Raw genomic sequence first — 24,923 nt, forward strand, 5'->3', positions numbered from 1 at the left:
GATTTAGTATTTAGTCTGTCTACAATTCACATCTCCGCTTCGCTCAACCAGCCGCTATACAGTTCATCGAGCTTCTGCTGTGCAGCATCTCTCATTCCTTGCAGCTCGGCCAGCTTCTCTGCATTGCTCGACAGCTGCGGGTCCAGCATCTCGGCATCGATAAGAGCAAGCTGCGCTTCCGCTGCGGCAATGTCCTGCTCCCACGAAGCTGCCGGACGCGGCTTGCGGTTCGGACTGGCAGGGCTGGAGGGTGATCCCCCTGTATTCTTGCGGCGGGAGGAAGCGGATTCCGTACCCGAACCTGCTGAGGCAGAGGCGGAGGCAGAAGGGGAGCGGTCTACCTGCCCGCTTAAGGAGCGGGGCTTGCCGGTGCCGCCCCCGGAAGATTCCGGCTGCGTGGCCTCTTGCCGCTGGGCGGCTGCGGCATGTTCAGCCTGCTTATCCTTATAATACTCGTAGTTACCCGAGAAGGAGGAGAAGCGTCCGCCGTCAATATGCCAGAGCTTGCCGAAGCAGCGGTTGATGAAGTAACGGTCATGGGATACCGCCAGCACGGTGCCGGGGAACTCCTCCAGCGCTTCCTCCAGCGCTTCGCGGGAATCGATATCCAGATGGTTGGTCGGCTCATCCAGAATCAGCAGATTCGGCCTCTTGTGCATCAGGATCGCGAAGCGCAGCCGGGTCCATTCTCCTCCTGACAGGTTGGTGATGCTCTTGAAGACATCGCTGCCGTAGAAAAGGAAGCGGGCCAGCTGTCCGCGGGCTTCGCCTTCTTCAAGTCCGGCCTCCTCGCGGAAATACCGCAGCACGGAGTGGTCGCCCTCCTCCGGCACAGCTTCCTGGGCAAGATAACCGACGACAGCTCGGGAAGCAAGCGTACAGCTCCCGCTGTCCGGTGACTCCTGGCCAAGGATGATCTTCAGCAGGGTACTTTTGCCTGCTCCGTTGCCGCCGATCAGTGCGGTGGTCTCGCCATATCTCAGAATATCGCTGGCGGCCGAGAAAAGCCTGCGCTCCCCGTAAGACTTGCTGATCCGGTCCAGGATGACGACCTGGTTGCCGGTCCGGTCCTCCTGCTGAAGCTGCAGATCCATGGACTTGCGCTCCAGGATCGGGCGTTTGACCTTGACCATCCGGTCCAGCGCCTTTTGCATGGACGCCGCACGGCGGTGGAAGGAAGGGTTCGGCGGATTGGAGCGGTTGCCCCATTCGATCAGCCTTTTGATACTCTCCTGCATCTGCTTGATCTTCTTCTGCTGCTCCTGGTAGTCAGCGAATTGCTGAAGGAGCCGGGCTTCCTTCTCCACCTGATAACCGCTGTAGTTCGTATGGAAGGTGAAAGCCTCCCCGTCTTCAATCTCGATGACCTTCTTCACCACGGCATCCAGGAAGTAACGGTCATGGGAGATCGCCAGCACCGTGCCGTCATAGCTCTGGAGGAACTGCTCCAGCCACTCGATAGCCTCCATGTCCAGATGGTTGGTCGGCTCATCGAGCAGCAGGATGTCGGGACGGCGCAGCAGCAGCTCGGCCAGCCCTACCTTGGTCTTCTCTCCGCCGGAGAGGGAGGAGAAGCGGCGGTCGTACTGTCCCGTTCCAATTCCCAGCCCTGAGGCTACACGCTGGATCGAGGCTTCCAGCTCATAGCCGCCTGCGGCCTCGAACTTCTCCTGCAGGGTGCCGTATTCCTTAAGCAGCCGGTTCCAGGCCTGCCCGTCTTCGCCCGCGCCGGAGGAAGACATCTCCTGCTCCAGCTCCCGCAGGCGGCGCTGCCAGCCGAGCTGCTCGGCGAAGCTGCGCTGGAGGACGGCATAGACCGTGTCGCTCTCGTTCACCTCCTGAATCTGGGCAAGCAGGCCGATGACGCTGCCCCGGCGGATGGAGAGCTGCCCTTGGTCCGGGCGTTCTTCTCCGCTCAGCAGGTGGAAGAGGGTGGTTTTGCCGCAGCCGTTGCGGCCGATCAGACCGATTTTTTCGCCTTGGCGGATATCGAAGGTGATATCGCTCAGAACGAGCTGGGCACCGTGGTATTTTTGGATATTTTGACATGAGATAATCATCGTTATTCTTCTCCTTTAATTAGGAATGCACTCTCCTTCGCCGTCCTTTGGCTTCTGCGGATTCCGGTCAAAACAGCATAAAAAGGCCGCAGGGAAATTTCCCTGCGGCCTGAGTATTCTTCGGGTTAGGATATCCGTTGAAGTGTAGGCGAGAAAGGCATTTCACAATGTTGTAGTGTTATTAAATTCATGTAAATGGACAGACTTCTCCCGTTGTCCAGATTTGCATGAATAACGCCAGCCATAATATTAATCAGCCGGCTGCTAACACTGTTGGTCCGATTGTGATCCATTCTCCTACACCTCCTTTTTGATAAATTTAAAGCTAGTGTAACCAAAAATCCCGAAATAAGCAAGGGAGAATTGTTCCCGCAGAGACATAAATGCATGGCACTGCAAGTAGTATGGAGTGTGGCGAGGGGGCGTTGCCCTTATAACAGCTGCGGGAAAAGAGGAGAGTTATGGCGATTTTTAACGGATTGCTCGGCAATGCAACTCAGGTGGAGCTGGGGGAGGTGCAGCGGGAATATGGACGGATTCTGGCTCCGAATGAAAAGATTGAGCGCGCCTATAAGCTGGTCCGGGACATGTTTATTTTTACAGACAAGCGGCTGATTCTTGTAGACAAGCAGGGGATGACCGGCAAGAAAACCGAATACCACTCTGTTCCTTACAAAAGCATCACTCATTACTCTGTGGAGACGGCGGGGCATTTCGATCTGGATGCGGAGCTGTGTCTGTATATCTCGGGCGCGGGGCTGCCGCTGAAGAAAACCTTCAACAAATCGGTCGATATCTACGAAGTGCAGGCTGTGCTGTCGCAATATATCCTGAAGTAAGGGGGCGCACAGAGGGCGTACTAAGGCTGTAGCCTGCTGCAGCTCCATATAACAGACGGGTAGAACGAATGCCCGCCTGGGTCTGCTTCCGTCCTGAAATTTGTGCATGGCTCACAAAATAAGCGGCAGCAAATGTAGAGTCCTGCGGAAGCCGTTGACAGGGGTTCAGGTCCTGCTGTTAAATGACACTAACTTAAGCGGCAGGGAAGGGAGGCGGAGGCGGAACATGAGGAGAGGACCGGTGACCGGAACGAAAACAATGGTGGTCAGCCCGCATTATCTGGCCTCGGCGGCGGGCGCGCAAGTTTTGGCCAAAGGCGGCAACGCCTATGATGCGGCCGTTGCAGTCAGCGCGGCGCTGGCTGTGGTCTACCCGCATATGACCGGGCTCGGCGGCGACGCCTTTTGGCTGGGGTACAGCGCCAGCGAAGGGCGCGTGCGGGCCTACAACGGCAGCGGACGCTCGGGCTACGCCGTCCGCCGGGACTGCTATGCCGGGGAAGAGGCCATTCCCCGGCGGGGTGTGCGCAGCGCCATTACGGTGCCCGGAATGGCGGATAGCTGGGAGGCCGTCCAGCGGGAGTATGGACGGCTGACCCTGGCCGAGGTGCTGGAGCCGGCTATCGGCTACAGCGCCGGGGGCTTTCCGCTGTCGCCGGACCAGCATGGCGGCAGTGTTCTGGCCGGAGCCGCGCTGTCGCCTGAAGCGGCGGCGGTGTATCTTCCCGGCGGCCGGATACCGGCGGCGGGAGAGCGGTTTGTACAGCGGCAGCTGGCCGGGACGCTGCGGACGCTTGCGGCGGGAGGCCGGGATGCTTTTTATAAAGGGAGCATTGCGGAAGAGATCAGTAATTATATGCAGGCTACCGGCGGGTACCTGACCCGCGATGATTTCGCGGACCATCAGGGAAGCTGGGAGGAGCCGCTCCAGACCGAATACCATGGGCATACCGTCTATCAGGTTCCGCCGAACTCGCAGGGCTTCACGGCGCTCATGGCGCTTAATATCCTGGAGCATTCTAACTTCGCGGAGATCAGGCACGGCTCCTATGAGTATTATCATCTGCTGGTGGAGGCGCTGAAGCTGAGCTTCCGTGACCGGGACCAGGTGCTCACCGACCCGTCCTTCAGCAGCATTCCGCTGGACCGTCTGCTGAGTAAGCCCTATGCGGCTCAACTCGCGGCGGCAATTTCTCCCCGTAAGGCGCTTGCTCTCAGAAGCGAACCAGTTGGAAGGGATACGGCTTATGCGGCGGTAGTAGATGAAGAGGGTAACGCGGTGTCGTTCATCCAGAGTCTGTATTTCGAATTCGGGTCGGGGGTTGTGGCCGGGAATACGGGAATTCTGCTCCAGAACCGCGGGTCCTTTTTCTCGCTTGATCCCGCCCATGTGAATACGCTGGAGCCCCACAAGCGCACCTTCCACACGCTGATGCCGGCGATGGCCTGCCGGGACGGGAAGCCGGCTTATCTCTATGGCACACAAGGCGGTGAAGGACAGCCGCAGACGCAGACCCTGCTGCTCACGCGCATGCTTCACTATGGGATGGACCCGCAGACTGCGGTGAGTGAACCGCGCTTCGTCTGGGGCAGAACCTGGGGGGAGCCGACTCAGGAGCTGCGGATCGAGAACCGGGTGGCGGAAGCCGTGCGGGCGGAGCTGGCGGAGGCGGGACATCTGGTTCGTGAGGCAGAGAGCTATGACGGGTTGATGGGTCACGCCCACGCCATCTCGATTGACGGTAACGGCTACCGCAGCGGGGGGACGGACCCTCGTTCTGATGGAGCGGCTATCGGGTGGTAGACGGGGTGGATTCGTGGCGGGAAGGTCAAGGAGATAGGGAGATAGTGAGATAGTGAGATAAGGGGAATGGGAGATAGGGAGGTAAGTGGATAAGGGGATAAGGAGATAGGAAGACAAGGAGATGGGGAAATAGGGAAATAGGGAAATAGGGAGACAAGGAGATAGGGAGATAAGGGGAATGGGAGAGTGGGAGATAGGGAGACAAGGAGATAGGGAATTAGGGAGATAGGGAGGTAAGTCGAGGTAGGGAGGTAAGGGGAGTGGGAGACAAGGAGATAGGGAGATAGGGAGATAGGGAGGTAGGGGGATAGGGAGATAGGGAGACAGGGAGATAGGGAGGTAGGGAGGCAGGGAGAGCAGGAAGGTAAGAGGCAGGGTGAGAGTAACCCGGTTTGTCCGGGAGGGAGAGGGTGGAGCAGCATGGTTCTTGATAATCGGCACAGTGCATTCCGGGTCCCGGAGCTGGAGATTCCCGGCAGCGGGCACGGGGTATTGCACGGCCTGACCTTCACGGTAAAAGATGTCTTCGCAGTGGCCGGGCACCGCTCTTCCGCCGGTAACCCGGACTGGCTGCGCAGCCATGGACCTTCGGACTCCCATGCAGCTGCGGTACGCAAGCTGCTGGAAGCCGGAGCTACGCTGCGGGGGGCAGCCCATACGGATGAGCTGATGTACAGCCTTGGCGGAGAGAACTATCATTACGGTACGCCGGTGAATCCGCACGGGGAGAACCGGATTCCCGGCGGCTCGTCCAGCGGGTCGGCGGTGGCGGTGGCCTCGGGGAGCGTGGATTTTGCCCTCGGAACGGATACCGGCGGCTCCATCCGGGTTCCATCCGCTTATTGCGGTGTGTTCGGTTATCGGCCGACTCACGGTGCGGTATCCCTGGAGGGGGTTATTCCGCTGGCCCCAGCTTTTGATACGGTGGGCTGGATCGCTGGAAGCACGGAGCTGCTGCTGAAGACGGGGCGCGTTCTGCTTGGGGCTGTGGACAGCGGCGGAGATGCCCGGTGCGAGGAAAATAGGAAGAAGTCGGGCGATCTACTCGGGTCTGTGGACAGAAGCGGTGATGCCTGTAGCGGGGAGGATAGGAAGAAGTCGGGCGATCTACTCGGGTCTGCGGACAGAAGCGGTGATGCCTGTAGCGGGGGGGATAGGAAGAAGGCGGGCGTTCTGCTCAGGTCTGCGAACAGCGGTGGTGATGCCCAAGGCGGAGAGAGTAGGAAGAAGGAGGGCGTTCTGATCGGGCCTGCGGGCAGAGACGATATTGCCTGTGACGGGGAAAATAGGAAGAAGTTGGGCGATTTGCTCGGGTCTGCGGACAGCGGCGTAGGTGCCCAGGGCATGGAGAATAGTATGGAGCAGAGCGGCGGTGAGGCGGTTGACGAGTCTGCTGGTGATCTTCGAATGTCCCGGATGTTCATTCTCCCGGAAGGCTGGGCGCTTGTGGAGCAGGACTGTGCAGACTACCTGAGGCGGGGGCTGGACAAGCTTCAGGCAGGCGCTTCGCTACAGGCTGCTGAAGCCGTGGTTGCCCCTGAAGGCTTGAAGACCTGGATGGACGCCTTCCGCGAGTTGCAGGGTGCCGAGATCTGGGCAACCCATGGGGAGTGGATCGGGCGGGAGCAGCCGGTCTTCGGGCCGGATATTGCCGCCCGGTTCGCTTGGGCGGCGGGGCTGGCCGGGGCGGATCACATCCCGGCCGCTATGCTGCGCAACCGGATCACTCAGCGGCTGCGGGCGCTGCTCGGGAAGGACGGCTGTCTCGTCCTTCCGACCGTGCCGGGTCCAGCCCCGCTGCGCGGCGCCGGACCCGGGCAGCGGGAGCGGAGCCGCAGCAGCGCCATGATGCTCAGCTGCCTGGCCGGACTGGCCGGGCTGCCGCAGGTTACGCTGCCGGTGCCCGGCCCCGGCGGACTGCCGCTGGGATTGTCCGTCATCGGCGGACACGGACAAGATCTGAGACTCCTGTCCTGGATACAGGAGGTATGGAAGTAGGAAGTCATAGCCCTGGTTCTCTGAACGTAGAGAACCAGGGCTTTTTACTGATCGTTAGGAGATCCGCTAGTTGCGCGAGGTGCGTGGGCCAAATGTATGCGGAAAACCGAATACAATACCCAGCAGCGAGGTGAGCGGGCCAAATGTATGTGGAAAACAGCATACAATGGGCCGGTGCGAGGTGAGTGGTCCGGATGTATGTGGAAAACAGCATACATTTGGCCGGTGCGGGGGTGAGTGGTCCGGATGTATGTGGAAAACAGCATACAATGGGCCGATGCGAGGTGAGCGGGCCAAATGTATGTGAAAAACAGCATACATCCGGCCGGTGCGGGGGTGAGTGGTCCGGATGTATGTGGAAAACAGCATACAATGGGCCGATGCGGGGTGAGCGGGCCAAATGTATGTGAAAAATAGCATACATTTGGCCGGTGCGGAGGTGAGTGGTCCGGATGTATGCGAAAAACAGCATACATCCGGCCGGTGCGGGGTTGAGTGGTCCGGATGTATGTGGAAAACAGCATACATCCGGCCGGTGCGAGGTGAGCGGGCCAAATGTATGCAAAAAACAGCATACATCCGGCAGCTGCAAAGATACGTGGCAATTATGCAGCTTCCAGGGACCAAATGAGAGTCACTGCCGCCAAATATGTAATATTACCTAACATATTTGAGCCTAATTCTAACTTTTCTCTTTCCAACAGCGGTCATTTTATCTATAATGTTACATAAAGTAACATATGACTCGAATAAACCTATTATGAAGGTAGAGAAGGAGGGGTGGCTATGCATCTTACGGTGGAAGAAGCGTTGTCCATTTATCCTTTATCCGAAGCGAAACTGATTGCCGGGTCCAAGGGGAAGCACAGGATCGTGAAATCGATTAATGTCATGGATGCTCCCGATATCTCGGATTGGATCAAGGAAGGAGAAATGCTGCTGACCACAGCCTATCTGATCAAGGACAGCCCGGAGGATGCCTCGGCACTGCTGCAGATGCTGAACCGGCGCGGGTCAGCGGGGCTGGGCATTAAGCTGGGCCGGTTCTGGGAGGCTGTGCCGCCACCCTTGATTGCGGAAGCGGAGCAGCTGAATTTCCCGCTGATCGAGCTGCCGTTCCAGTTCACCTTCTCCGACCAGATGAACGGCTTGTTCCGCGCGGAGCTGTCGCGCAGCGTGGGCACCCTGCAGAGCATGATGGAGAAGCAGCGGCTGCTGATGCGTCTTGCCTTGCGTTCCGGTCGCAGCCGTCCGCTGCTGGACACCGTCTCTGAGATCATCGGTTATCCGCTGGCTGTAATCAGCAACCGGGGGGCGGTAGTATTCAACAACTCGGGATATACCGAGAGTGAGCAGTTGGAAGGGTGGCCCTGGCCGCCCCGCAATCAGCGCTTCCGGCTCGGCGGAGGCACCGGCTACCGGCTCCCGCTGCTACAGGCCGGGAAATGTCTGGGTTACCTTCATTATTGCGATATTGATCCCTTGCTGCTGCCCGTGGAGGAAAGTCTGTTCGTCCAGGGGGCAGAGCTGATTTCTTATCATATGCATACCGGGCTGGAGGATTATTTCGAGCAGGCCGGACACCGGGAATTCAGCGGGCTGCTGCGGCGGTTCCTGAAGGACGGGCTGAAATACGCTGAGCTGGCGCAGGCAGCGCTCCGGCTGGAGATTACGCTGCTCCAGTCTCCGTATCAACTGCTGCTTACCGATGTGGCTGCTGAGGGAGAAGCCCGGCAGGCAGAGCTGCTGCGGCTGAAGGAGGAGTATTCGGAGCATCCGGTGCTGCATGGCCTGCAGGCGGTTCACTTCCTGGTGGAGGAGGGACTGGTGTCGCTGTATCCGGCCGGGCCGCATCAGCCGGAGGAGTTCCGGGCGCTGATTCAGGAATGCTTCGACAGCCTGAAGTTCGATAAAGGGTATTATCCGCAGGCGGCTGTCAGCAGCGTGAAGCTGAAGCCGGAGGGGCTGAAGGAAGCTTTTGCCGAGATTAAGGAATGTATGGGCATGGCCCGGCAATGGGGCGCACACGGAAATGTGGTGCATTACCGCCAGCTGGAGCTTGATCTGCTGCTGAGCAAGATTCCGGCGGAGACCATGGAGCGTTACTACAACGGTAGCCTGCGGGGGCTGCTTAGCCGGGAACCGGAATATGTTAAGGAGATGCTCCACACGCTGGAGGTCTACCTGGAGAATGACGGCCATGTGAACGAGACGGCCAAGAAGCTGTTCATTCACCGCAATACGGCCACTTACCGGATTGAGAAGCTCAGTGAGCTGCTGGATGTCGATTTCAAAAAAATCAATGATCTCATGAAGCTGAAGCTGGTATTCCTGTTCCGCAGAATGCTGGAGCGCGAATAACAGCCGTCCATCAGCAGATTGCCCAAAAAAAGGAGTGGAGAACAATGAAGGTGGCCGGAATCTTTTTGGCGGCAGGCCGCAGTAATGGAGCAGGGGCCTCTGAAGGTTCTCAGAACAGGGCGGGCGCGGGTTCAGCCGGTGCGGCGATGCTCAGTGAGCTGGAGACCTGCGGGCTCGCGCCGCTGGTTGTAGTGGTGCGTGCGGATGATCCTTTAGGCTGGCTGCCGCCGGCCGGGAAGGCGGAGAATATGCGGCGGATTGAGACTTGCCTGACGGCCCATTTAGGCCTGTCCTTCTCCCTGCGCTGCGGCTTGAATGCTGTAGCTTCGCTTCAGCCGGATGCGGTGGTCATTGCGGCGGCAGATCAGCCGTTTGTGGCAGCGGCTCAGATCCGCCGGTTCATCCAGGCGTATGAGCAGCACCCGGAGCTTGATTATGTCACCAGTGCACAGGAAGGGCTGCTGATGCCGCCTACCCTTTTCTCAAGCACGCTGTTCGGCGGACTTCAAGAGCTGGATGAGGAGGAGGGCATAGCTGCCATTATGCGGACCAAGGAATATAAGGGGCTCTTCCTGCCGCAAGAGTCTGTTCAGGCCTTCGCAGAGACCGGGCTGCCGGAGAGCTTCGGAGATTACAGCAGAGAATGGAGCGTGCGGAGCGGGAATAGACAGTGAATTCGCTATTTTTTAAAGCTATGTAAGGTAATATCACAGTATTTAAGTTTAATTTGAGATGACTTCGTGCATGAAGCACAAAATCGGCCCCCTCTTCTTATCCAACCACACAAAGCTATGTTATATAAATTTACGTAAGTGCTGCGCCTCAGTATAGTAGAGATACATTAATGGCTGTAGCCATTAGAAGAGATATCCTGGAGGAGGAGAATTATGAAACAAAGGGGTCAGGCATTCAAATTCAGCATCATCACGATGTTCCTGCTGGCGGTGGTTCTGACGGGGTGCGCGAAGAATAATACGGCGTCTAATACGGGTGCGGCAGCAACGGCAGAGCCTTCGGCGGCCAGTACACCGGCAGGCAGCGAGGCGGCGGCAACGACAGAGCCGGCAGCGAAGAAGCCGACGGTTGCTTTTGTCTATATCGGGCCTCCGGGTGACGGCGGGTATACGTATCAGCATGACCAGGGCCGTCTGTATATGGAGAAGGAGCTCGGGATTAAGGCGGATTTCGTAGAAAATGTACCGGAAAGCGCCGATGCCGAGCGGATCATCACAGAGCTTGCGCAAAACCATGACATCGTGTTCACCACAAGCTTCGGCTATATGGATTTCACCTTGAATGTGGCCGGCAAATTTCCTAACGTGAAGTTCCTGCATGCCTCCGGCTACAAGACCGCTGAGAACATGGGAACCTACTTCGGCAAAAACTATCAGGCAAGCTATCTGTCGGGGATCGCGGCAGGCAAAATGACAAAGAAAAACCATCTCGGCTATGTGGGAGCCTTTCCGATCAGCGAGGTGATCTATAATCTGAACGCCTTCACGCTGGGCGCGCAGAGCGTCAACCCGGCGGTTAAGGTGGATGTGGTGTGGACGAATACCTGGTATGACCCTGCAACTGAACGTCAGGCGGCCATCAGCCTGCTCGACAAAGGGGCGGATGTCCTGCTGGCGTATCAGGATTCACCGGCTACCCTTCAGGCTGCGGCGGAACGGGGAGCTTTTGCCGGGGGGAATGACTCGGATATGAGCAAGTATGCACCGGACAACTACTTAACCAACCCTGTATGGAACTGGGGTCCTTATTATGTAAAAGCTGTACAGTCTGTGATGGACGGAACCTGGAAAAGTGAGCAGTATTCCGGCGATATGGCGGACGGCATGGTGGAGCTGGCGCCATTCGGCAACAAGGTTCCCGAGGATGTGAAGAAGCTGGTGGAGGACGCCAAGGCCAAAATCATCAGCGGCGGGCTGGAGGTCTTCACCGGACCAATCTCGGACAACAAGGGCAATGTAACCGTTAAGGACGGTCAGAAACTGACCCTTGAAGAGGTGCTTGGCATGAACTGGCTGGTCAAGGGTGTCGAGGGCACGATTCCGCAATAACAGCTGCTACACATCTTCATACAGCACAGCCTTACGGGTGGGGCGGGTTCCGGATACCGGAGCCTTCCCCACCTGTACTATAACTACCCGGAAAGGAGCGTAGTATTATGCAGGACCCTTCGGTTGAAATGCGCGGGATAGTGAAGACATTCGGTGCTGTAACGGCCAGCGATCAAGTTGATTTTTCGGCAAATGCGGGGGAGATTCACGCGCTGCTCGGGGAGAACGGGGCAGGGAAAAGCACAGTCATGAGCATGCTGTCAGGAGTGTACCGGGCGGACGCTGGGGAGATTCTCATTCATGGCAAACCGGCCAGAATCCGTTCCCCGAAGGATGCGGCACTGCTCGGTGTAGGCATGGTTTTTCAGAACTTCAGACTGGTGCAGAGCCTTACAGCGGCGGAGAATATCGTGCTTGGCGAAAAGTCGTCTTTCTGGCGCGGCAGCAGATGGATTAAACGTAAGCATGAAGAGATAGAGGCGCTTGGAGAACGCTTTGGCTTGAAATTTCCCGTCGACCGGCCCATCTGGCAGCTGTCTGTCGGAGAGCAGCAGCGCGTTGAGATTGTCAAGACGCTGTACCGGGGGGCAGATATCATCATTCTGGATGAGCCGACTTCGGTGCTGACACCGGGGGAGGCGGAGCAGCTGTTCGAGACCCTTCAGGTGATGAAGCAGGCGGGCAAGACAGTGATCATGACCACGCATAAAATGAAGGAGGTCATGGCCTCCTCGGACCGGATCTCCGTGATGCGCAAGGGGAAAATGATTGCTTCGCTGATGACGGACGAGACGGATGAGCTGGAGCTGGCCCGGCTGATGGTGGGCCGGGAGGTTACGATCAGCCGTCAGGAGCGAGCGGCGACGGCTGGAGAGCCGCTGCTGATCGTCCGCGATCTGGAGGTGGCTGCGGATCATGGCCGCAAGGCGCTGGATGCCCTGTCGCTTACGGTTCATGAAGGCGAAATTGTGGGCGTGGCCGGTGTCGCGGGCAACGGGCAGAAGGAGCTGGCGGAGGTATTGACAGGGCTAAGAGCATGGAGGACGGGCGAGATCCGGTTTGACGGCAGTCCTGTAAAAACAGCTTCGGTAAGAGGAGCGATCGATTCGGGCATCTCGCATGTGCCGGAGAACCGGATGAAGAGCGGTCTGGCCGGACGGCTGGGGTCAGTTGACAACCTGCTGTTCAAGTCTTACCGCAGCGGGGAGCATTCCCGGTTCGGCTTCCTGAAGGCGGCCAGGAACCGCTCCTGGTCGCAGGAGCTGGTCCGCCGCTTCAATGTGAAGACGCCTGAGCTGGATACTCCCGTGCAGCAATTGTCCGGCGGGAACCAGCAGAAGCTGCTGTTCGCCCGCGAGGTCAGCCACCGTCCGAAGCTGATGGTGGCCGTGCATCCGACGCAAGGGCTGGATGTCGGCGCAGCGGCAGGGGTGCATGAGCTGCTGATGGAGCTGCGCAGCTCCGGCAGCGGGGTGCTGCTGATCTCCGAGGATCTGGATGAGCTGCTGCAGTTATCCGACCGTATTCTGGTGATTTATGGCGGGTCAATTATAGGTGAGAGCGATCATGAGCAGGCGGACCGGGAACAAATCGGCCTGATGATGGCCGGTATCCGGAGCAGGGAGGGAAGTGCCGTATGAGTCCGAATCCTGGAAATGAATCTGCAACGCTTACGCCGCTGGCGGGGCGCAGCGGGAGGTGGTACTCTATCAGGCTGGAATATGATTCAAGCCGTACCCGTTCACCGTGGTGGACGCCCATCCTGTCCGTTGTTCTGGCACTCTTGCTCTGTGCGGTGTTCATCGCCGCTAATGGAATGAGTCCGCTGGTCGTATACGAGAAAATGTTCCGGGGAGCCTTCGGCACCTCCTACGGCTTCACTGAAACCATGGTCAAGGCTATTCCGCTGCTGCTCTGCGGGCTAGGCATTGCTGTAGCTTACCGGATCTCTGTGTGGAATATCGGGGCAGAGGGTCAGTTGACAGTAGGCGCTATGGCGGCTACTGCGGTAACGATCTATTTCCCGGACCTGTCTTCCTTCTGGTCCATCACGCTGATGCTGGTTTTCGGTACAGCAGCCGGAGCTTTGTGGGGTCTGATGACGGCAGTGCCGCGAACCCATTTCGGTGTCAATGAACTGATTACCTCATTGATGCTGAACTACGTGGCCCTGCTGGCTCTGGATTATGTAGTGTTCGGCCCCTGGAAGGACCCGAAGGGCTTCAACTTTCCGGGTTCGCCGATGTTCACCGCTGCACAGTCCCTGCCGGTGCTTGGCACTACCCGGCTGCACATCGGGCTGGTCTTCGGCCTTGTGGCTGTGCTGATCTATTATCTGATGATCCGGTTCACCCGCTGGGGCTATGAGCTGCGTCTGATCGGCGCCAATCCCACAGCAGCCCGTTATGCGGGCATCCATATCAAGAAGCATATTATCATCGTCATGCTGATCAGCGGCGGTCTTGCCGGGATTGCCGGCATGGCTGAAGTGTCGGGGGTTACGCATAAGCTGATGCAGGGGATCTCTCCGGGCTATGGCTATACGGCGATCATCGTAGCCTGGCTTGCCAAGCTGAACCCGCTGGGCCTGATTGTGACTTCGATTCTGTTCGGCGGCCTGATTGTGGGCGGCTATAGTGTTCAGACCATCGGACTGCCTTCGTCCATATCGGAAATGCTGCAGGGCGCGATCCTGTTCTTCCTGATTGCCGGCGACATGATTCACCGGTTCCGCATCCGCCTTAGCGCATAACAGCATTCTCGTACAGGAGGGAGTTCACTCATGGATTTCACTACACAGTTATTAATCGCCGCCATCTCCGCCGGAACACCGCTGCTGCTGGCTACGCTTGGAGGCATTCTGACCGAACGGGCCGGCATTATCCAGCTCGGCGCGGAGGGGCTGATGCTGATGGGGGCAGTGACGACTTGCATCGTCTACATCCGCAGCGGGAATCTGATCCTTGCGCTGCTCTCGGCGGTAGCCATTACCGCTCTTCTGGGTATGGTTCATTCGTTCTTATGTGTCACGTTGAGGGCCAATCAGACGATGTCGGGCCTGGCGATGACGCTGTTCGGCAGCGGACTTAGCGCTTATGTGGGCAAGTCGATCAGCGGCATTCCGCTGCCCGGCAGTTTGCCCAAGCTGGATCTGGAGATACTGAAGCCGGTGCCGGTGCTCGGGGAGCTTTTTGGCAGGCTGGATATGCTGACCTGGTTCAGTCTTCTGCTCGTCCTTGTGCTGCATCTGCTGATTCACCATACCTCGTGGGGGCTGCATCTGCGGGCAGTCGGCGACAATCCGGCTACTGCGGACGTCATGGGCATTCGTGTGCAGCTGATACGCTACTGCTATGTTACTGCCGGAGCGGCGCTGATTGGTCTGGCCGGTGCGGATATGGTGCTGGCATATGCGCCGACCTGGAATGAAGGGCTGACCGCCGGGCGGGGCTGGATCGCCGTGGGTCTGGTGATTTTCGCCAGATGGAATCCGCTGCGCGCTCTCTTCTGCGCCTACTTCTTCGGAGCGCTCGATTCGCTGGGGTTCCGTATTCAGCTGTTGGGGAGTGCGGTGCCGTCCTATTTTCTGAAAATGATTCCTTACGTCGTAACCATTCTCGTATTGATGTATCTGGGATACCGCAACCGCAACAAGCCCTCCGGTACGCCGGAATCGCTGGGAACACCTTATATTCGCGAACAGCGGTTCTAGGCTGGAAGGGCGCGGGCGGCAATATGCAAATTAGAGGGATGGAGGCTGACCTATGACTATACCGGCGGACCGGTTGACTCTGGAGCAGATGAACTCGATGGTAAAAAAAGACTTCGTGGAGCAGCTCGGCGGCATCTTCGAGCATTCCCCTTGGGTTGCAGAGGAGGTGTACAGCAGGCGTCCGTTCGATTCCGTGCAGGAGCTGCATGCTGCCATGATGGAGATAGCACGGCAGGCGGAGCCGGACCAGGTGCTGGCGCTGCTGAGAGCTCACCCGGATCTGGCAACAAGACTTTCAGTCAGTCCGCTCTCGGCGGCAGAGCAGCAGGGGGCCGGACTGGACCGGCTGACACCGGAGGAATTCGCGGAGCTCACCGGGCTGAACGCCGCCTATACAGCGAAATTCCGCTTTCCGTTCATCTTCGCCGTACGGGGCAAAACGAAAGAAGAGATCCTTAGCGCCATCGGTGAGCGTGTGGATCGTTCGCTTGAGGAGGAGCAGGAACAGGCGCTGCTGGAGATTGGTGCGATTACTCGTTTTCGGCTGGAGGATCTGCTGGGGGCGGACTAGAGACAGGACATTGCATATTATAGGAGGAGGGTGACGCAATTGTCTGGAAGGAACGGAAGGCTGACAACTCATGTGCTGGATCTGTCACAGGGCAAGCCTGCTGCGGGCCTGTCGCTTCAGCTCTGGCGGCTGAGTACCGGAGGGCCTGTGCTGCTGCGTGAGGCGGTGACGAATGAGGATGGCAGGCTGGACGCTCCGCTGCTGGCGGGAGAAGAAATGCAGGCCGGAAGCTATGAGCTGCTGTTCATGGCCGGTGATTATTTCCGGGGCGCTCAGGCTGGTGCCGGAGAACCGGAGGCTGAGGAGGAGGGAGCAGGCGCTGTAGTCCCGTTCCTGGACCAGATTCCGATCCGCTTCAATATGCCGGACCCCTCCGCCCATTACCATGTACCGCTGCTGGTTGCACCTGGAGGATACAGCACTTATCGCGGGAGTTAACGCGGCAATTCAGCGTACCGCTGCATCTAATCTTAAGCCAATAGACCGGAGGTGGGCCTATCATGAAGGAAGAAAGTTATGAGCTTATCATCAGGAACGGACAGGTGGTCCTGCCCGGAGAAGTCCGCAGGCTTGAGATCGGGGTGAAGGATGGCAAAATCGCTGCACTGGGCGAAGCCTTACAGGCATCGCCCGGGACCAGAATTTTGGATGCGGAAGGACAATATGTGCTGCCCGGCATGATCGACATGCATGTTCACTTCAATGAGCCTGCGTTCGGTCACTGGGAGGGCTTCCGGAGCGGGTCAGCTGCTCTAGCGGCTGGCGGCTGCACCTGTTATGCGGATATGCCGCTGAACGGGAATCCGCCGACGGTGAATCTGGAGGCGCTCCGGCTGAAGGCGGAGGCCGCAGCCGGGAACTCGGCGGTGGATTATGTGTTGTGGGGCGGCCTTATGCCCGGGAATCTGGAGGAGCTGGAGGGACTGGCGGCAGCGGGCGTTACCGGGTTCAAGGCGTTCATCTCGAATCCCGGCGGTGAAGGCGAGGGCCGGTTCCGTGAGGTGGACGATGATACCCTGTATCAGGGGATGCTTCGGATCGCCGCAACCGGCGGGATTCTCGCCCTGCATGCGGAGAGCGAAGCGATAACCTCGGCGCTGGGGGCGGCGGCACTCCGTGCCGGGCGCAGCAGTGCGCGGGATTTTGCGGCTTCACGCCCTCCGCAAGCGGAGCTGGAGGCTGTAGCCAGGGCACTGCTGTACAGTGAGCGGACCGGCTGTAAGCTGCATTTTGTCCATATCAGCACAGCGGCAGCCCTGGAGCTGATTCATGAGGCCAAGCTGCGCGGTCTGGATGTGACCGCAGAGACCTGTCCTCATTATCTCATCCTGGATGAAGACAGCATGGAGACTCTCGGGGCGCTGGCGAAATGCGCTCCGCCCCTGCGCAGCAGCAGTGAACGGGACCGGCTGTGGGCGGCGCTGGCTGCGGGCCGGGTGGATCTGGTCGCCTCCGATCACTCCCCCTGTCCGCCTGAATTGAAGCTGGCGCCCGGGCTGTCGTTCATGGAAGCCTGGGGCGGGATATCGGGAGCACAGAGCAGTTTGGAATTGATGTTCCATGAAGGCGTTCATGTGCGCGGCCTGCCGGTTACGCAGATCTCAGCGCTGATCTCCGGCCTTCCTGCCCGGCGGTTCGGACTGGAGGGGCGTAAGGGCTCCATCACGCCGGGGCTGGATGCCGATCTGGTGCTGCTTGATCCAGATGCGGCCTATACCCTGCGTGCAGAGGATCTGCTGTACCGCCACCGGCATAGCCCTTATGTCGGAATGACCTTATCCTGCAAGGTAACGGCAACGATCTGCCGGGGCAATGTTGTCTATACTGCCGCGGAAGGCGTTATTGCTGGCGGCGGAGGAGAATGGCTGCGTATCCGGCACAGCCAGCCGGGGATATGAAGCCGCCGGTCCCGCATGTCCCCGCCGGGGAGATGCTGAAGCTGCTGGATGAACTCGCAGCCTACAGCGCTCCGGGTCCTGGAGTTACCCGGCTGCTGTATACGCCGGAGTGGCAAGGGGTTCAGCATTTTTTGCAGGAGAGAATGGCCGGGCTCGGGCTTGAGGTCAGGATGGATCAGGTAGGGAATGTCTATGGCACACTGGCCGGTTCTCAGGTAAGCGACAAGGTTATCCTGACCGGCTCGCATATTGACACGGTGGTGAACGGCGGGCGGTATGACGGTGCTTATGGTGTAGCGGCAGCTGTAACTGCGCTGCACTATCTTCTGGAGACCTTCGGTCCGCCGCTGCGGACGCTTGCAGTGGTATCCTTCTGCGAGGAAGAGGGCAGCCGCTTTCCGCTGACGTTCTGGGGCTCGGGGAATGTGACCGGGCTGTATAGCGGGAAGGAATGTATAGACTGCACAGATGCGGATGGTATCACGCTGGGGGCAGCGATGGCGGCCTGTGGCCTGGCAGGGGATGAAGGGTTGGCTGCTGAAGCTGCGGCGGGTCTGGAGCAGAGTGGCGGAAGTAGGAGTGGCGGATGTGGGAGTGAGGGGTCAGAAGTTGAATCTATGGCAGGTCTGGAGGGAAGCTTCTGGCGTAATAATAGTCCTGTGCGCAGTGATATTGCCGCATATGTCGAGCTGCATATTGAACAGGGGATCATTCTGGAACGGACGTCCCGGAGAATCGGGGTCGTGCAGGCTATCGCCGGACAGCGGCGGTATCTTGTCAAGGTCGGCGGGACGGCCAATCATGCAGGGACTACGCCGATGGGGTTAAGACAGGATGCACTCGCCGGGAGTGCGGAGATGCTGCTGGCGCTGGAGCGCTCCGCTCTGGTGGAGGGTGATCCGCTGGTAGCCACAACGGGGCGGCTAGAGGTCTATCCGGGTACATCCAATGTGATTCCCGGCGAAGTGCAGTTCACGCTGGATATCCGGCATAGCGAAGCTGGGGTGCTGGAGCGCTTCTGCGCAGCGGTCCTGGCGGAGTTCGCAGAGCTTGGCCGCAGGCGCGGCCTTACGCTTGAGGTACAGATGCTGCTGGAGACAGCCCCTGCTCCTATGGACCAGGAGCTGCGAGCGGCTCTTGAAGAGATCTGTCTCCAGCAGGAGAAGCCTTATCTGAGCATGGTCAGCGGTGCGGGGCATGACGCCCAGCTGTTCGCCCCGCGCTGCCCGGCTGCGATGATCTTCGTGCCGAGCCGGGGCGGGATCAGCCATTCCCCTGGGGAGTATACCTCCCCGGAGGAACTCGCTGCTGGACTGGAAGTGCTGACAGCCATATTATATAGATTAGCTTACGAATAAGAGACACTGTTCACCGCAGCGACGACCAAGCTTCGAGTTGTAATTTTAATTTCGCTATAAATCGCGAGATCTGATCATTGGAAGTCTGGAGGGGAGAGAATCATGAAGCGGTACGAAGATTTGTCGCCGTCCTTGCGGTGCATTATGACCCCCGGCCCCGTGGAGGTTGATCCGCGTGTGCTGCGGGCGATGTCTTATCCGGTGCTGGGACAATTCGATCCTGAATTCACGGAGATCATGAACGAGACGATGGAGATGCTGCGTGAGCTGTTCGCCACCAAGAATCAGTGGGCGTATCCGGTAGACGGGACTTCGCGTTCCGGTATTGAAGCGGTGATGGTGAGCCTGATTGTGCCGGGGGACCGGGTGCTGGTTCCGGTCTTTGGCCGTTTCGGCCATTTGCTCCATGAGATTGCTGAACGCTGCGGGGCTGAGGTCCTCACGATAGAACAGACCTGGGGCCGCGTCTTTCCGCCGGAGGAGGTAATTGAGGCTATACGGCGCTTCAAGCCGGATGTGGTGGCGATGGTTCACGGTGAGACCTCTACAGGCCGTGTGCAGCCGCTGGACGGGATCGGGCAGGCCTGCCGGGAGCAGGATGCGCTGCTGATTGTGGACGCGGTGGCGACGATCGGCGGGGTGCCGGTAGAGACAGATGCCTGGATGCTGGATGCCGTAGTCGGCGGAACGCAGAAATGCCTGTCCATCCCTTCGGGCATGGCCCCGGTGACGTATAATGACCGGGCCGAGGCCAAGCTGCTCAGGCGCAAGCAGGTTGAGCGTGGGCTTAGAACTGACACTGCTGCTGTCAGCGAGCTGCCCGTAGTGCGCAGTAATTACCTCGACCTGAGTATGCTGCAGGATTACTGGAGTCCCCGGCGGCTCAATCACCATACGGAGATGACCTCTATGCTCTATGCTCTGCGTGAAGGCCTGCGGCTGGTCCTGGAGGAAGGGCTGGAAGCGCGGCATGCCCGGCACAGATTCAATGAGCAAGCCCTTACTGCCGGACTGTCAGCTATGGGGCTTGCGCTGTACGGGGAGGCGGAGAGCAAGCTGACGGTAGTCACCTGTGTGCTCATTCCGGCGGGGATAGACGGGGAAGCCGTCCGTTCCATGCTGCTGCAGCGTTTCGGTATTGAGATCGCCAGCTCCTTTGGACCGTTACAAGGCCAGATCTGGCGGATCGGTACCATGGGCTTCAGCTGCCGGGAGAATAATGTGCTGCGTCTGCTTGGTGCGCTGGAGGCGGTGCTTATCCGCCACGGGTATGCGGTACCTGCCGGACAGGGCGTTCAGGCGGCACTTGACGTATATGATTCAAAAGTAAGATAATCATACAATGCGATTTGTTTAAGTGACGGCTTGCGCCCCTTGAGGGGCGTCAGGGCCGTTTTTTCTAAAAGAAAAGAAAAAATATAGATTGAACTTGAAAAAAACAGACAGGGAAAAGTGGCGGAAGAGAATTTTGGAACTGTAGGAGCGATAGCGTCCGCCTTTGTCCCCGGATTTCTACCGCGATTAGCGGTTTGAATTAAAGAAATCTGGGGACAACAGCGGCCGGAGGGCCAAACATTCTCTGGAGTCACGGCCATCCCAGAACGGAAAACAATCAAGTACAATTTATATAATAACCGGAAGGGAGTACACATGATGACTTATACACGACAACCATTGGCCGACTGCGTGCCTGAGCTGGTAGCTACAGCCCGGGGAGATCAGAAGGCTACACTGGTAATTACAGGCGGCAAGCTGGTCAATGTATGCTCCGGGGAGATTCTGGACGGCATGTCCGTCGCTGTACAGGGCGGGCGCATTGCTTATGTCGGCAAGGATGTCTCTCATACGATTGGGGAGGGAACGCAGGTTATTGATGCGGCCGGCAGATACATTGCTCCCGGCTTGATTGACGGACACTGCCATATCGAGAGCACTCAATTGACGGTGACTGAATTCGCCCGCGCAGTGCTGCCGCTAGGGACGACCGGAGGCTTCTTCGACGCCCATGAGATTGCCAACGTATTCGGGCTTAAGGGAATTAAGCTGATGCTGGACGAGATGCGGGGAACACCGCTGGCTGCCTATATGCAGGTGGCTTCCTGTGTCCCTTCTGCGGGCGCAGAATTTGAGACAACCGGCGCGTCCATCGGACCGGAGGAAGTAGCGGAAGCCTACACCTGGGGCGAGGATGTGATCGCGCTCGGCGAAGTCATGAACTTCCCGGGTGTAGTCTACGGCGATGAGAAGATGATCGGAGAGATCCAGGCCACGCTGCGTGCGGGACGGTATGTTGACGGGCATTTCACCTGGCCGGCGAGTGACTGGAGACTTCCGGTCTATGCCGCAGCAGGGGTGACTGGGGATCATGAGTGTGTGACAGCGGAGGATGTGATCGAACGCGTACGTCTGGGGATGTATGCCAAAATGCGCCGCGGCTCTGCCTGGCATGATGTCGCCAAAACCATCACGGCGCATACCGAGCACGGGCTGGACCCGCGCCGGATGATGCTGGTGACAGATGACCGCAGCTCCGAATCGCTGCGCGATGAGGGGCATATGGATTTTGTCGTGCGCCATGCGATCTCCCAGGGGGTGAAGCCGGTCACGGCTTTTCAGATGGCAACGATCAACACAGCCGAGCGCTTCGGCGTAGCCCGCGATATCGGCTCCATCACGCCGGGCTCCTGCGCAGATATCATTCTGCTGGACGGTAATCTGGCCGATGTTCATGTGGTCATGACGATCGCTGCTGGCGTTGTTGTGGCTGAGAACGGCAGCATGACGGCTGAGCTGAGTCCTTACACCTACCCGGATGAAGTACTGGCCTCTGTGCATCTGCAGCAGCCTCCGGTTCCGGCAGACTTCGTGATCCACGCGCCCATTGAGGAAGGTGTTCTAGCTACGCGGGTCATCCAGGCCACCCAGAACCATGTGGAGACCGGCGAGCTGATCATGAGCCTGCCAGTGGCTGGATCGGAGCTAGTTGTGCAGGGCGGTCTGTGCAAAATCGCTGTTCTGGAGCGGCACAAGGGAACCGGCAACAAATCCGTAGGGGTTGTACAGGGCATTGGCTTCCGCGAGCCTGCGGCTATAGCGATGACTGTAGCTCACGACAGCCATAATGTGCTGGTCATCGGCAATGATGATGGACTGATGGCGCAGGCAGCAGCCGCCGTTGCGGAAGCGCAGGGCGGTGTTGCGGTGATTACCGCTGCCGGGACCACCTTGTTCCCGCTGGCGATTGCCGGACTGATGTCCGCAGAGCCATTTGAGATTGCCGCCGCGCAATCCGCTGCCATCAGCAAAGCGTTATATGATGCGGGATGTACGCTGAACTATGCTTTTATGACCCTGTCTCTGCTGGCCCTGGCGGTTATTCCCGCACTGCGGATCTCCGATAAAGGCCTGGTGCGGATCTCCCCCGAGGAGGGAATTCAGCTGGTACCGTTGTTCGTCAGCTAAGGCAGCGGGACATCCTGCCGGGGAAGATATACTAGTATTCTAATCTTGAGCCATTCAGTCTTTCACAGACTGGGTGGCTTTTTGTTGTTTAGGAAATTATGCGAAAAACAGGCATGACAAGACAGAGGCCTTGTCACCCCCAGGAATGAAAATAAGTCGGGTGCATCAGTCGCATCCAGACTTTTATTTTCGTATTAAACCGAATACAATCGGTGCTGCTGCGATGGCGTATGGCTCCATGCTCCACAGCCAATAACATTTATAGAGAAATCCTGCAAGAAGTGCAACAATACTGCCCCATAGAAGCGGCTGATGCTGAAATCCTGCAACAAATGCAACAAAGCCAGCGATAACTTGCTCTAAACACCGGAATTTGTGCAAATAATGCAACATTGCTACCGCAGCCAGTAACATCTGTAGAGAAATCCTGCAAAAAATGCAACAATGCTATCCATACAATCGGTCGGTGAGAGAAAACACTTAGAATTGGCAAGAGATAGGCGGAGCACCGCCAGGAAAGGAAGAGACAACATTGGATCCACGTATAGTTCACCTAAACTCGCCGGAGGTGGGCGAACGTAAGTAAAGAGCAGAAGTGCACTTGTATTAGGGTTTGATACTCCCACTCTTAAACAGCGGAGCGTGCTCCTAAGCGCCGCCGTAATTCATACTCCATATCCTGCACCGCTTTGTCCTTACTCTGTGGGCATAAAAAAGATAATAATTAACCGATTTTTTGCAGTGTGAAACAGAAAATTTTAAGTTTTTAATGAAAAAGCATTAACAATAGGGGCGGAAAAGACGATAATACTTTTAAATTAGTTAAAATTATTGTCGAATCATGAAAATTCAGCATATACAGATCGTCCAAACCTGAGGAACGGGGTGCATGAGAATGTTGAGATTAGAAACACAGGACATCTTGAATATCACCAGGAAGCAAATTGCCGGTATTTTTAAAATGGAGCCGGTTGAACTGAAATTTGTCAATGATTATCAGGGTGAGCAGTATCTGCTGACCAATGATAAGCTGCATCTCAGCAACCAGCATTATTGGGCTAAGGTTATGGATTGTGTGTTCGAGAACCATGTCAGACCTGTTCTGATGTGTGAGGTGCTCTACTTCCTGCGTAATGAGTTTCTGGAAAGTGACATCAAGCTTATGTTCTCTTATGATTTTGCGGTGGGCTCGGAGGGGGAAACGGCGGCTTCGGCTGAGATCAGTTTCAAGGATTCCCCGGATCTGCAGCCTGATGAAATTGCCGAATTGATTGATTTTGCCCTGACTTTGCAGGATAAGCAGTGGTTCGAGGAACTGACTGCCAAATATAAACAGCTCACGGTTCAATAGCCGTACTATTAAAATAAAACGCGCCCGGCTCACAGGATGATGGCATCCGTGAGACCGGGCGTTCTTGTTATCTTCATTTGGCGGAAGACAGCCAGCCCTGGGCCGAGCAGTCTACCCGTTCCGCAAGGAAGCTGATCCATTCTTCCGTATCGTTCAGGCAAGGGGCCACCTCCAGCATCTCAGCATTCCCGCCGCCCATGGCGAAAAGCTCCCGGCCTTCTACGGCCAGTTCATGCAGTGTTTCGAGGCAGTCTGTGACAAGTCCGGGTGAGAAAATCAGCGGCCGCCGGATTCCGCGTCCGTGAAGCTCCTTCAGCGTGTCCGCAGTCGACGGCCCTACCCAGGTCTCCGGCCCGAAACGGGACTGGAAGGAGAGCTGCCACCGTTCCGGGGTCCATCCCATCGCTTCTGCGAGCAGACGGCCTGTCTCCTGGCACTGCTGCGGGTAGGGGTCTCCGGTCTCGGCATAACGGCGGGGAATGCCATGGAAGGACAGGACATAATAATCCGGCTCTTCACTCATCGCGCGGATCTGCCGCTGCAATAAGGATTGCATTGCTGCTATGTAGCCGGGGGCATCATGGTAGGCTTCTACGAACCGCAGCGCCGGTACGAAACGCTTGGATACCTGCCCGTAGCGGCTATGCCGTCCCAGAGCGGCGAAGCTTGCAGCTTCATAGACGGAAGCTGTTGTTGTTGAGGAATACTGGGGAAATAACGGAAGAACTATGATACGGGTCACTCCCGAAGCTTCCAGCTTGCGGAAGGCTTCGGCCATGCCGGGTGTGCTGTAAGCAAGCCCCAGCTCGACTTGATAACTGCTGCCCAGCAGTGTCTGGAGCGCTGCCTGCTGAGCTCTGGAATGGACGAGCAGCGGTGATCCCTCTTCCATCCAGATCTCCTGATAGAGCTTCGCGGACCGGCGCGGACGGGTACGCAGAATAATGCCGCGCAGCAGCGGCTGCCAGAGCAGCGGATGATAATCAATGATTCTGCGGTCAGACAGAAACCGCTTCAGATAAGGACGGACCGCCTTGGCGCTCGGGGCGTCAGGGGTTCCGATCTGAGCAAGAATAACGCCTATACACGACTGATTCATCAGCAGCTGTTACTCCCTTCCATGAACATGACATCGTTTTAAAATATCATATTCAAGCCCAATCACACAATATAATATATCTCACCGTTATCATATGAAGGAGGATATGGGAGATTATGAGAGTTCGGAGGAGTATATATTTTGTGCTATTGCAAAAAAGTGATGTTTCTTATAGGGTATGTGATTTTCTACACAGAGAAAAGAGTTTCAATTTTGTTACCATCAAGCCAGAAATATTCACCAGCAGCTTGAAGTCCACTTATGTGAATTAATTCACTCCATTATGTGAATTGTTTCACCTTTTGAAAGATTGTATATATAGATGAATCTTTTCTTACACGGGCTGG

General features: G+C 57.4%; 18 protein-coding genes and 1 pseudogene. 16 read left to right on the forward strand and 3 right to left on the reverse strand.

The genetic code is table 11. The annotated features are described in order from the left end of the window. Positions 1-26 precede the first annotated feature (26 nt). Entirely contained in the window at positions 27-2,060 is a 2,034-nt protein-coding gene (gene abc-f, locus NYE26_RS05350) for an ABC-F type ribosomal protection protein (RefSeq protein WP_339254401.1), read from the reverse strand. A gap of 461 nt (positions 2,061-2,521) precedes the next feature. Between abc-f and NYE26_RS05355 the strand changes: the two genes are divergently transcribed. From NYE26_RS05355 to NYE26_RS05425, 15 genes and pseudogenes are all read left to right on the forward strand, one after another. Continuing rightward, positions 2,522-2,899 carry a PH domain-containing protein gene (locus tag NYE26_RS05355; RefSeq protein ID WP_036696174.1) on the forward strand — a complete coding sequence of 126 codons (378 nt, stop codon included), beginning with the start codon at positions 2,522-2,524 and terminating at the stop codon, positions 2,897-2,899. Positions 2,900-3,125: 226 nt separating this feature from the next. Beyond that, positions 3,126-4,703 carry a gamma-glutamyltransferase gene (gene ggt, locus NYE26_RS05360; protein WP_339254403.1) on the forward strand — a complete coding sequence of 526 codons (1,578 nt, stop codon included), beginning with the start codon at positions 3,126-3,128 and terminating at the stop codon, positions 4,701-4,703. A 420-nt stretch (positions 4,704-5,123) separates the two neighbouring features. Beyond that, a pseudogene (locus NYE26_RS05365) lies at positions 5,124-5,684 on the forward strand (amidase family protein); the annotation flags it as partial. 1,803 nt (positions 5,685-7,487) lie between these two features. After that, positions 7,488-9,062: a PucR family transcriptional regulator ligand-binding domain-containing protein gene (locus NYE26_RS05370; protein WP_339254405.1), complete on the forward strand. Its 1,575-nt coding sequence runs from the start codon at positions 7,488-7,490 to the stop codon at positions 9,060-9,062. 44 nt (positions 9,063-9,106) lie between these two features. After that, entirely contained in the window at positions 9,107-9,736 is a 630-nt protein-coding gene (locus tag NYE26_RS05375; RefSeq protein ID WP_339254407.1) for an NTP transferase domain-containing protein, read from the forward strand. Positions 9,737-9,949: 213 nt separating this feature from the next. Further along, complete coding sequence (locus NYE26_RS05380) at positions 9,950-11,125, forward strand: BMP family ABC transporter substrate-binding protein (RefSeq protein ID WP_036727709.1); 1,176 nt, start codon at positions 9,950-9,952, stop codon at positions 11,123-11,125. Between the two features lie 107 nt (positions 11,126-11,232). After that, positions 11,233-12,765, forward strand: coding sequence for an ABC transporter ATP-binding protein (locus NYE26_RS05385; protein WP_339254410.1), 1,533 nt, complete (start codon positions 11,233-11,235; stop codon positions 12,763-12,765). Beyond that, a complete protein-coding gene (locus NYE26_RS05390; RefSeq protein WP_339254412.1) occupies positions 12,762-13,877 on the forward strand; it encodes an ABC transporter permease in 1,116 nt (371 codons plus the stop codon). Before NYE26_RS05385 ends, NYE26_RS05390 begins: the two co-directional genes overlap by 4 nt. 30 nt (positions 13,878-13,907) lie before the next feature. Continuing rightward, the gene (locus NYE26_RS05395) at positions 13,908-14,837 is read left to right on the forward strand and encodes an ABC transporter permease (RefSeq protein WP_076076879.1); all 930 of its coding nucleotides are present in this window, start codon (positions 13,908-13,910) and stop codon (positions 14,835-14,837) included. Positions 14,838-14,889: 52 nt separating this feature from the next. Further along, positions 14,890-15,408, forward strand: a complete 519-nt coding sequence (gene uraD, locus NYE26_RS05400; RefSeq protein WP_339254414.1) for a 2-oxo-4-hydroxy-4-carboxy-5-ureidoimidazoline decarboxylase — start codon at positions 14,890-14,892, stop codon at positions 15,406-15,408. Between the two features lie 39 nt (positions 15,409-15,447). Continuing rightward, positions 15,448-15,846 carry a hydroxyisourate hydrolase gene (uraH, locus tag NYE26_RS05405; protein WP_339254416.1) on the forward strand — a complete coding sequence of 133 codons (399 nt, stop codon included), beginning with the start codon at positions 15,448-15,450 and terminating at the stop codon, positions 15,844-15,846. A gap of 62 nt (positions 15,847-15,908) precedes the next feature. Then, positions 15,909-17,306 (forward strand): allantoinase AllB, encoded by a 1,398-nt coding sequence (gene allB, locus NYE26_RS05410; protein ID WP_339254418.1) that lies wholly within the window; start codon positions 15,909-15,911, stop codon positions 17,304-17,306. Next, positions 17,270-18,664 (forward strand): Zn-dependent hydrolase, encoded by a 1,395-nt coding sequence (locus tag NYE26_RS05415; RefSeq protein ID WP_339254420.1) that lies wholly within the window; start codon positions 17,270-17,272, stop codon positions 18,662-18,664. The genes allB and NYE26_RS05415 overlap by 37 nt, the downstream gene beginning before the upstream one ends. A 102-nt stretch (positions 18,665-18,766) precedes the next feature. Beyond that, positions 18,767-19,999: an alanine--glyoxylate aminotransferase family protein gene (locus NYE26_RS05420; RefSeq protein WP_036727722.1), complete on the forward strand. Its 1,233-nt coding sequence runs from the start codon at positions 18,767-18,769 to the stop codon at positions 19,997-19,999. 318 nt (positions 20,000-20,317) lie between these two features. Then, positions 20,318-22,126, forward strand: a complete 1,809-nt coding sequence (locus tag NYE26_RS05425; protein WP_339257333.1) for an adenine deaminase C-terminal domain-containing protein — start codon at positions 20,318-20,320, stop codon at positions 22,124-22,126. 183 nt (positions 22,127-22,309) lie between these two features. On the opposite strand, the gene NYE26_RS05430 is transcribed toward NYE26_RS05425, so the two are convergent. Next, on the reverse strand, positions 22,310-22,540 hold the full coding sequence (locus NYE26_RS05430; protein ID WP_339254423.1) for a hypothetical protein: 231 nt from the start codon (positions 22,538-22,540) through the stop codon (positions 22,310-22,312). 508 nt (positions 22,541-23,048) lie between these two features. Here NYE26_RS05430 and NYE26_RS05435 point away from each other — a divergent pair. Further along, positions 23,049-23,477 carry an IDEAL domain-containing protein gene (locus NYE26_RS05435; protein WP_339254425.1) on the forward strand — a complete coding sequence of 143 codons (429 nt, stop codon included), beginning with the start codon at positions 23,049-23,051 and terminating at the stop codon, positions 23,475-23,477. Between the two features lie 73 nt (positions 23,478-23,550). On the opposite strand, the gene hemH is transcribed toward NYE26_RS05435, so the two are convergent. Then, positions 23,551-24,576: a ferrochelatase gene (hemH, locus tag NYE26_RS05440; protein WP_339254427.1), complete on the reverse strand. Its 1,026-nt coding sequence runs from the start codon at positions 24,574-24,576 to the stop codon at positions 23,551-23,553. Positions 24,577-24,923: the final 347 nt, after the last annotated feature.

The organism is Paenibacillus sp. FSL P2-0136 (assembly GCF_037975325.1).
Classification (GTDB): domain Bacteria; phylum Bacillota; class Bacilli; order Paenibacillales; family Paenibacillaceae; genus Paenibacillus_AQ; species Paenibacillus_AQ silagei.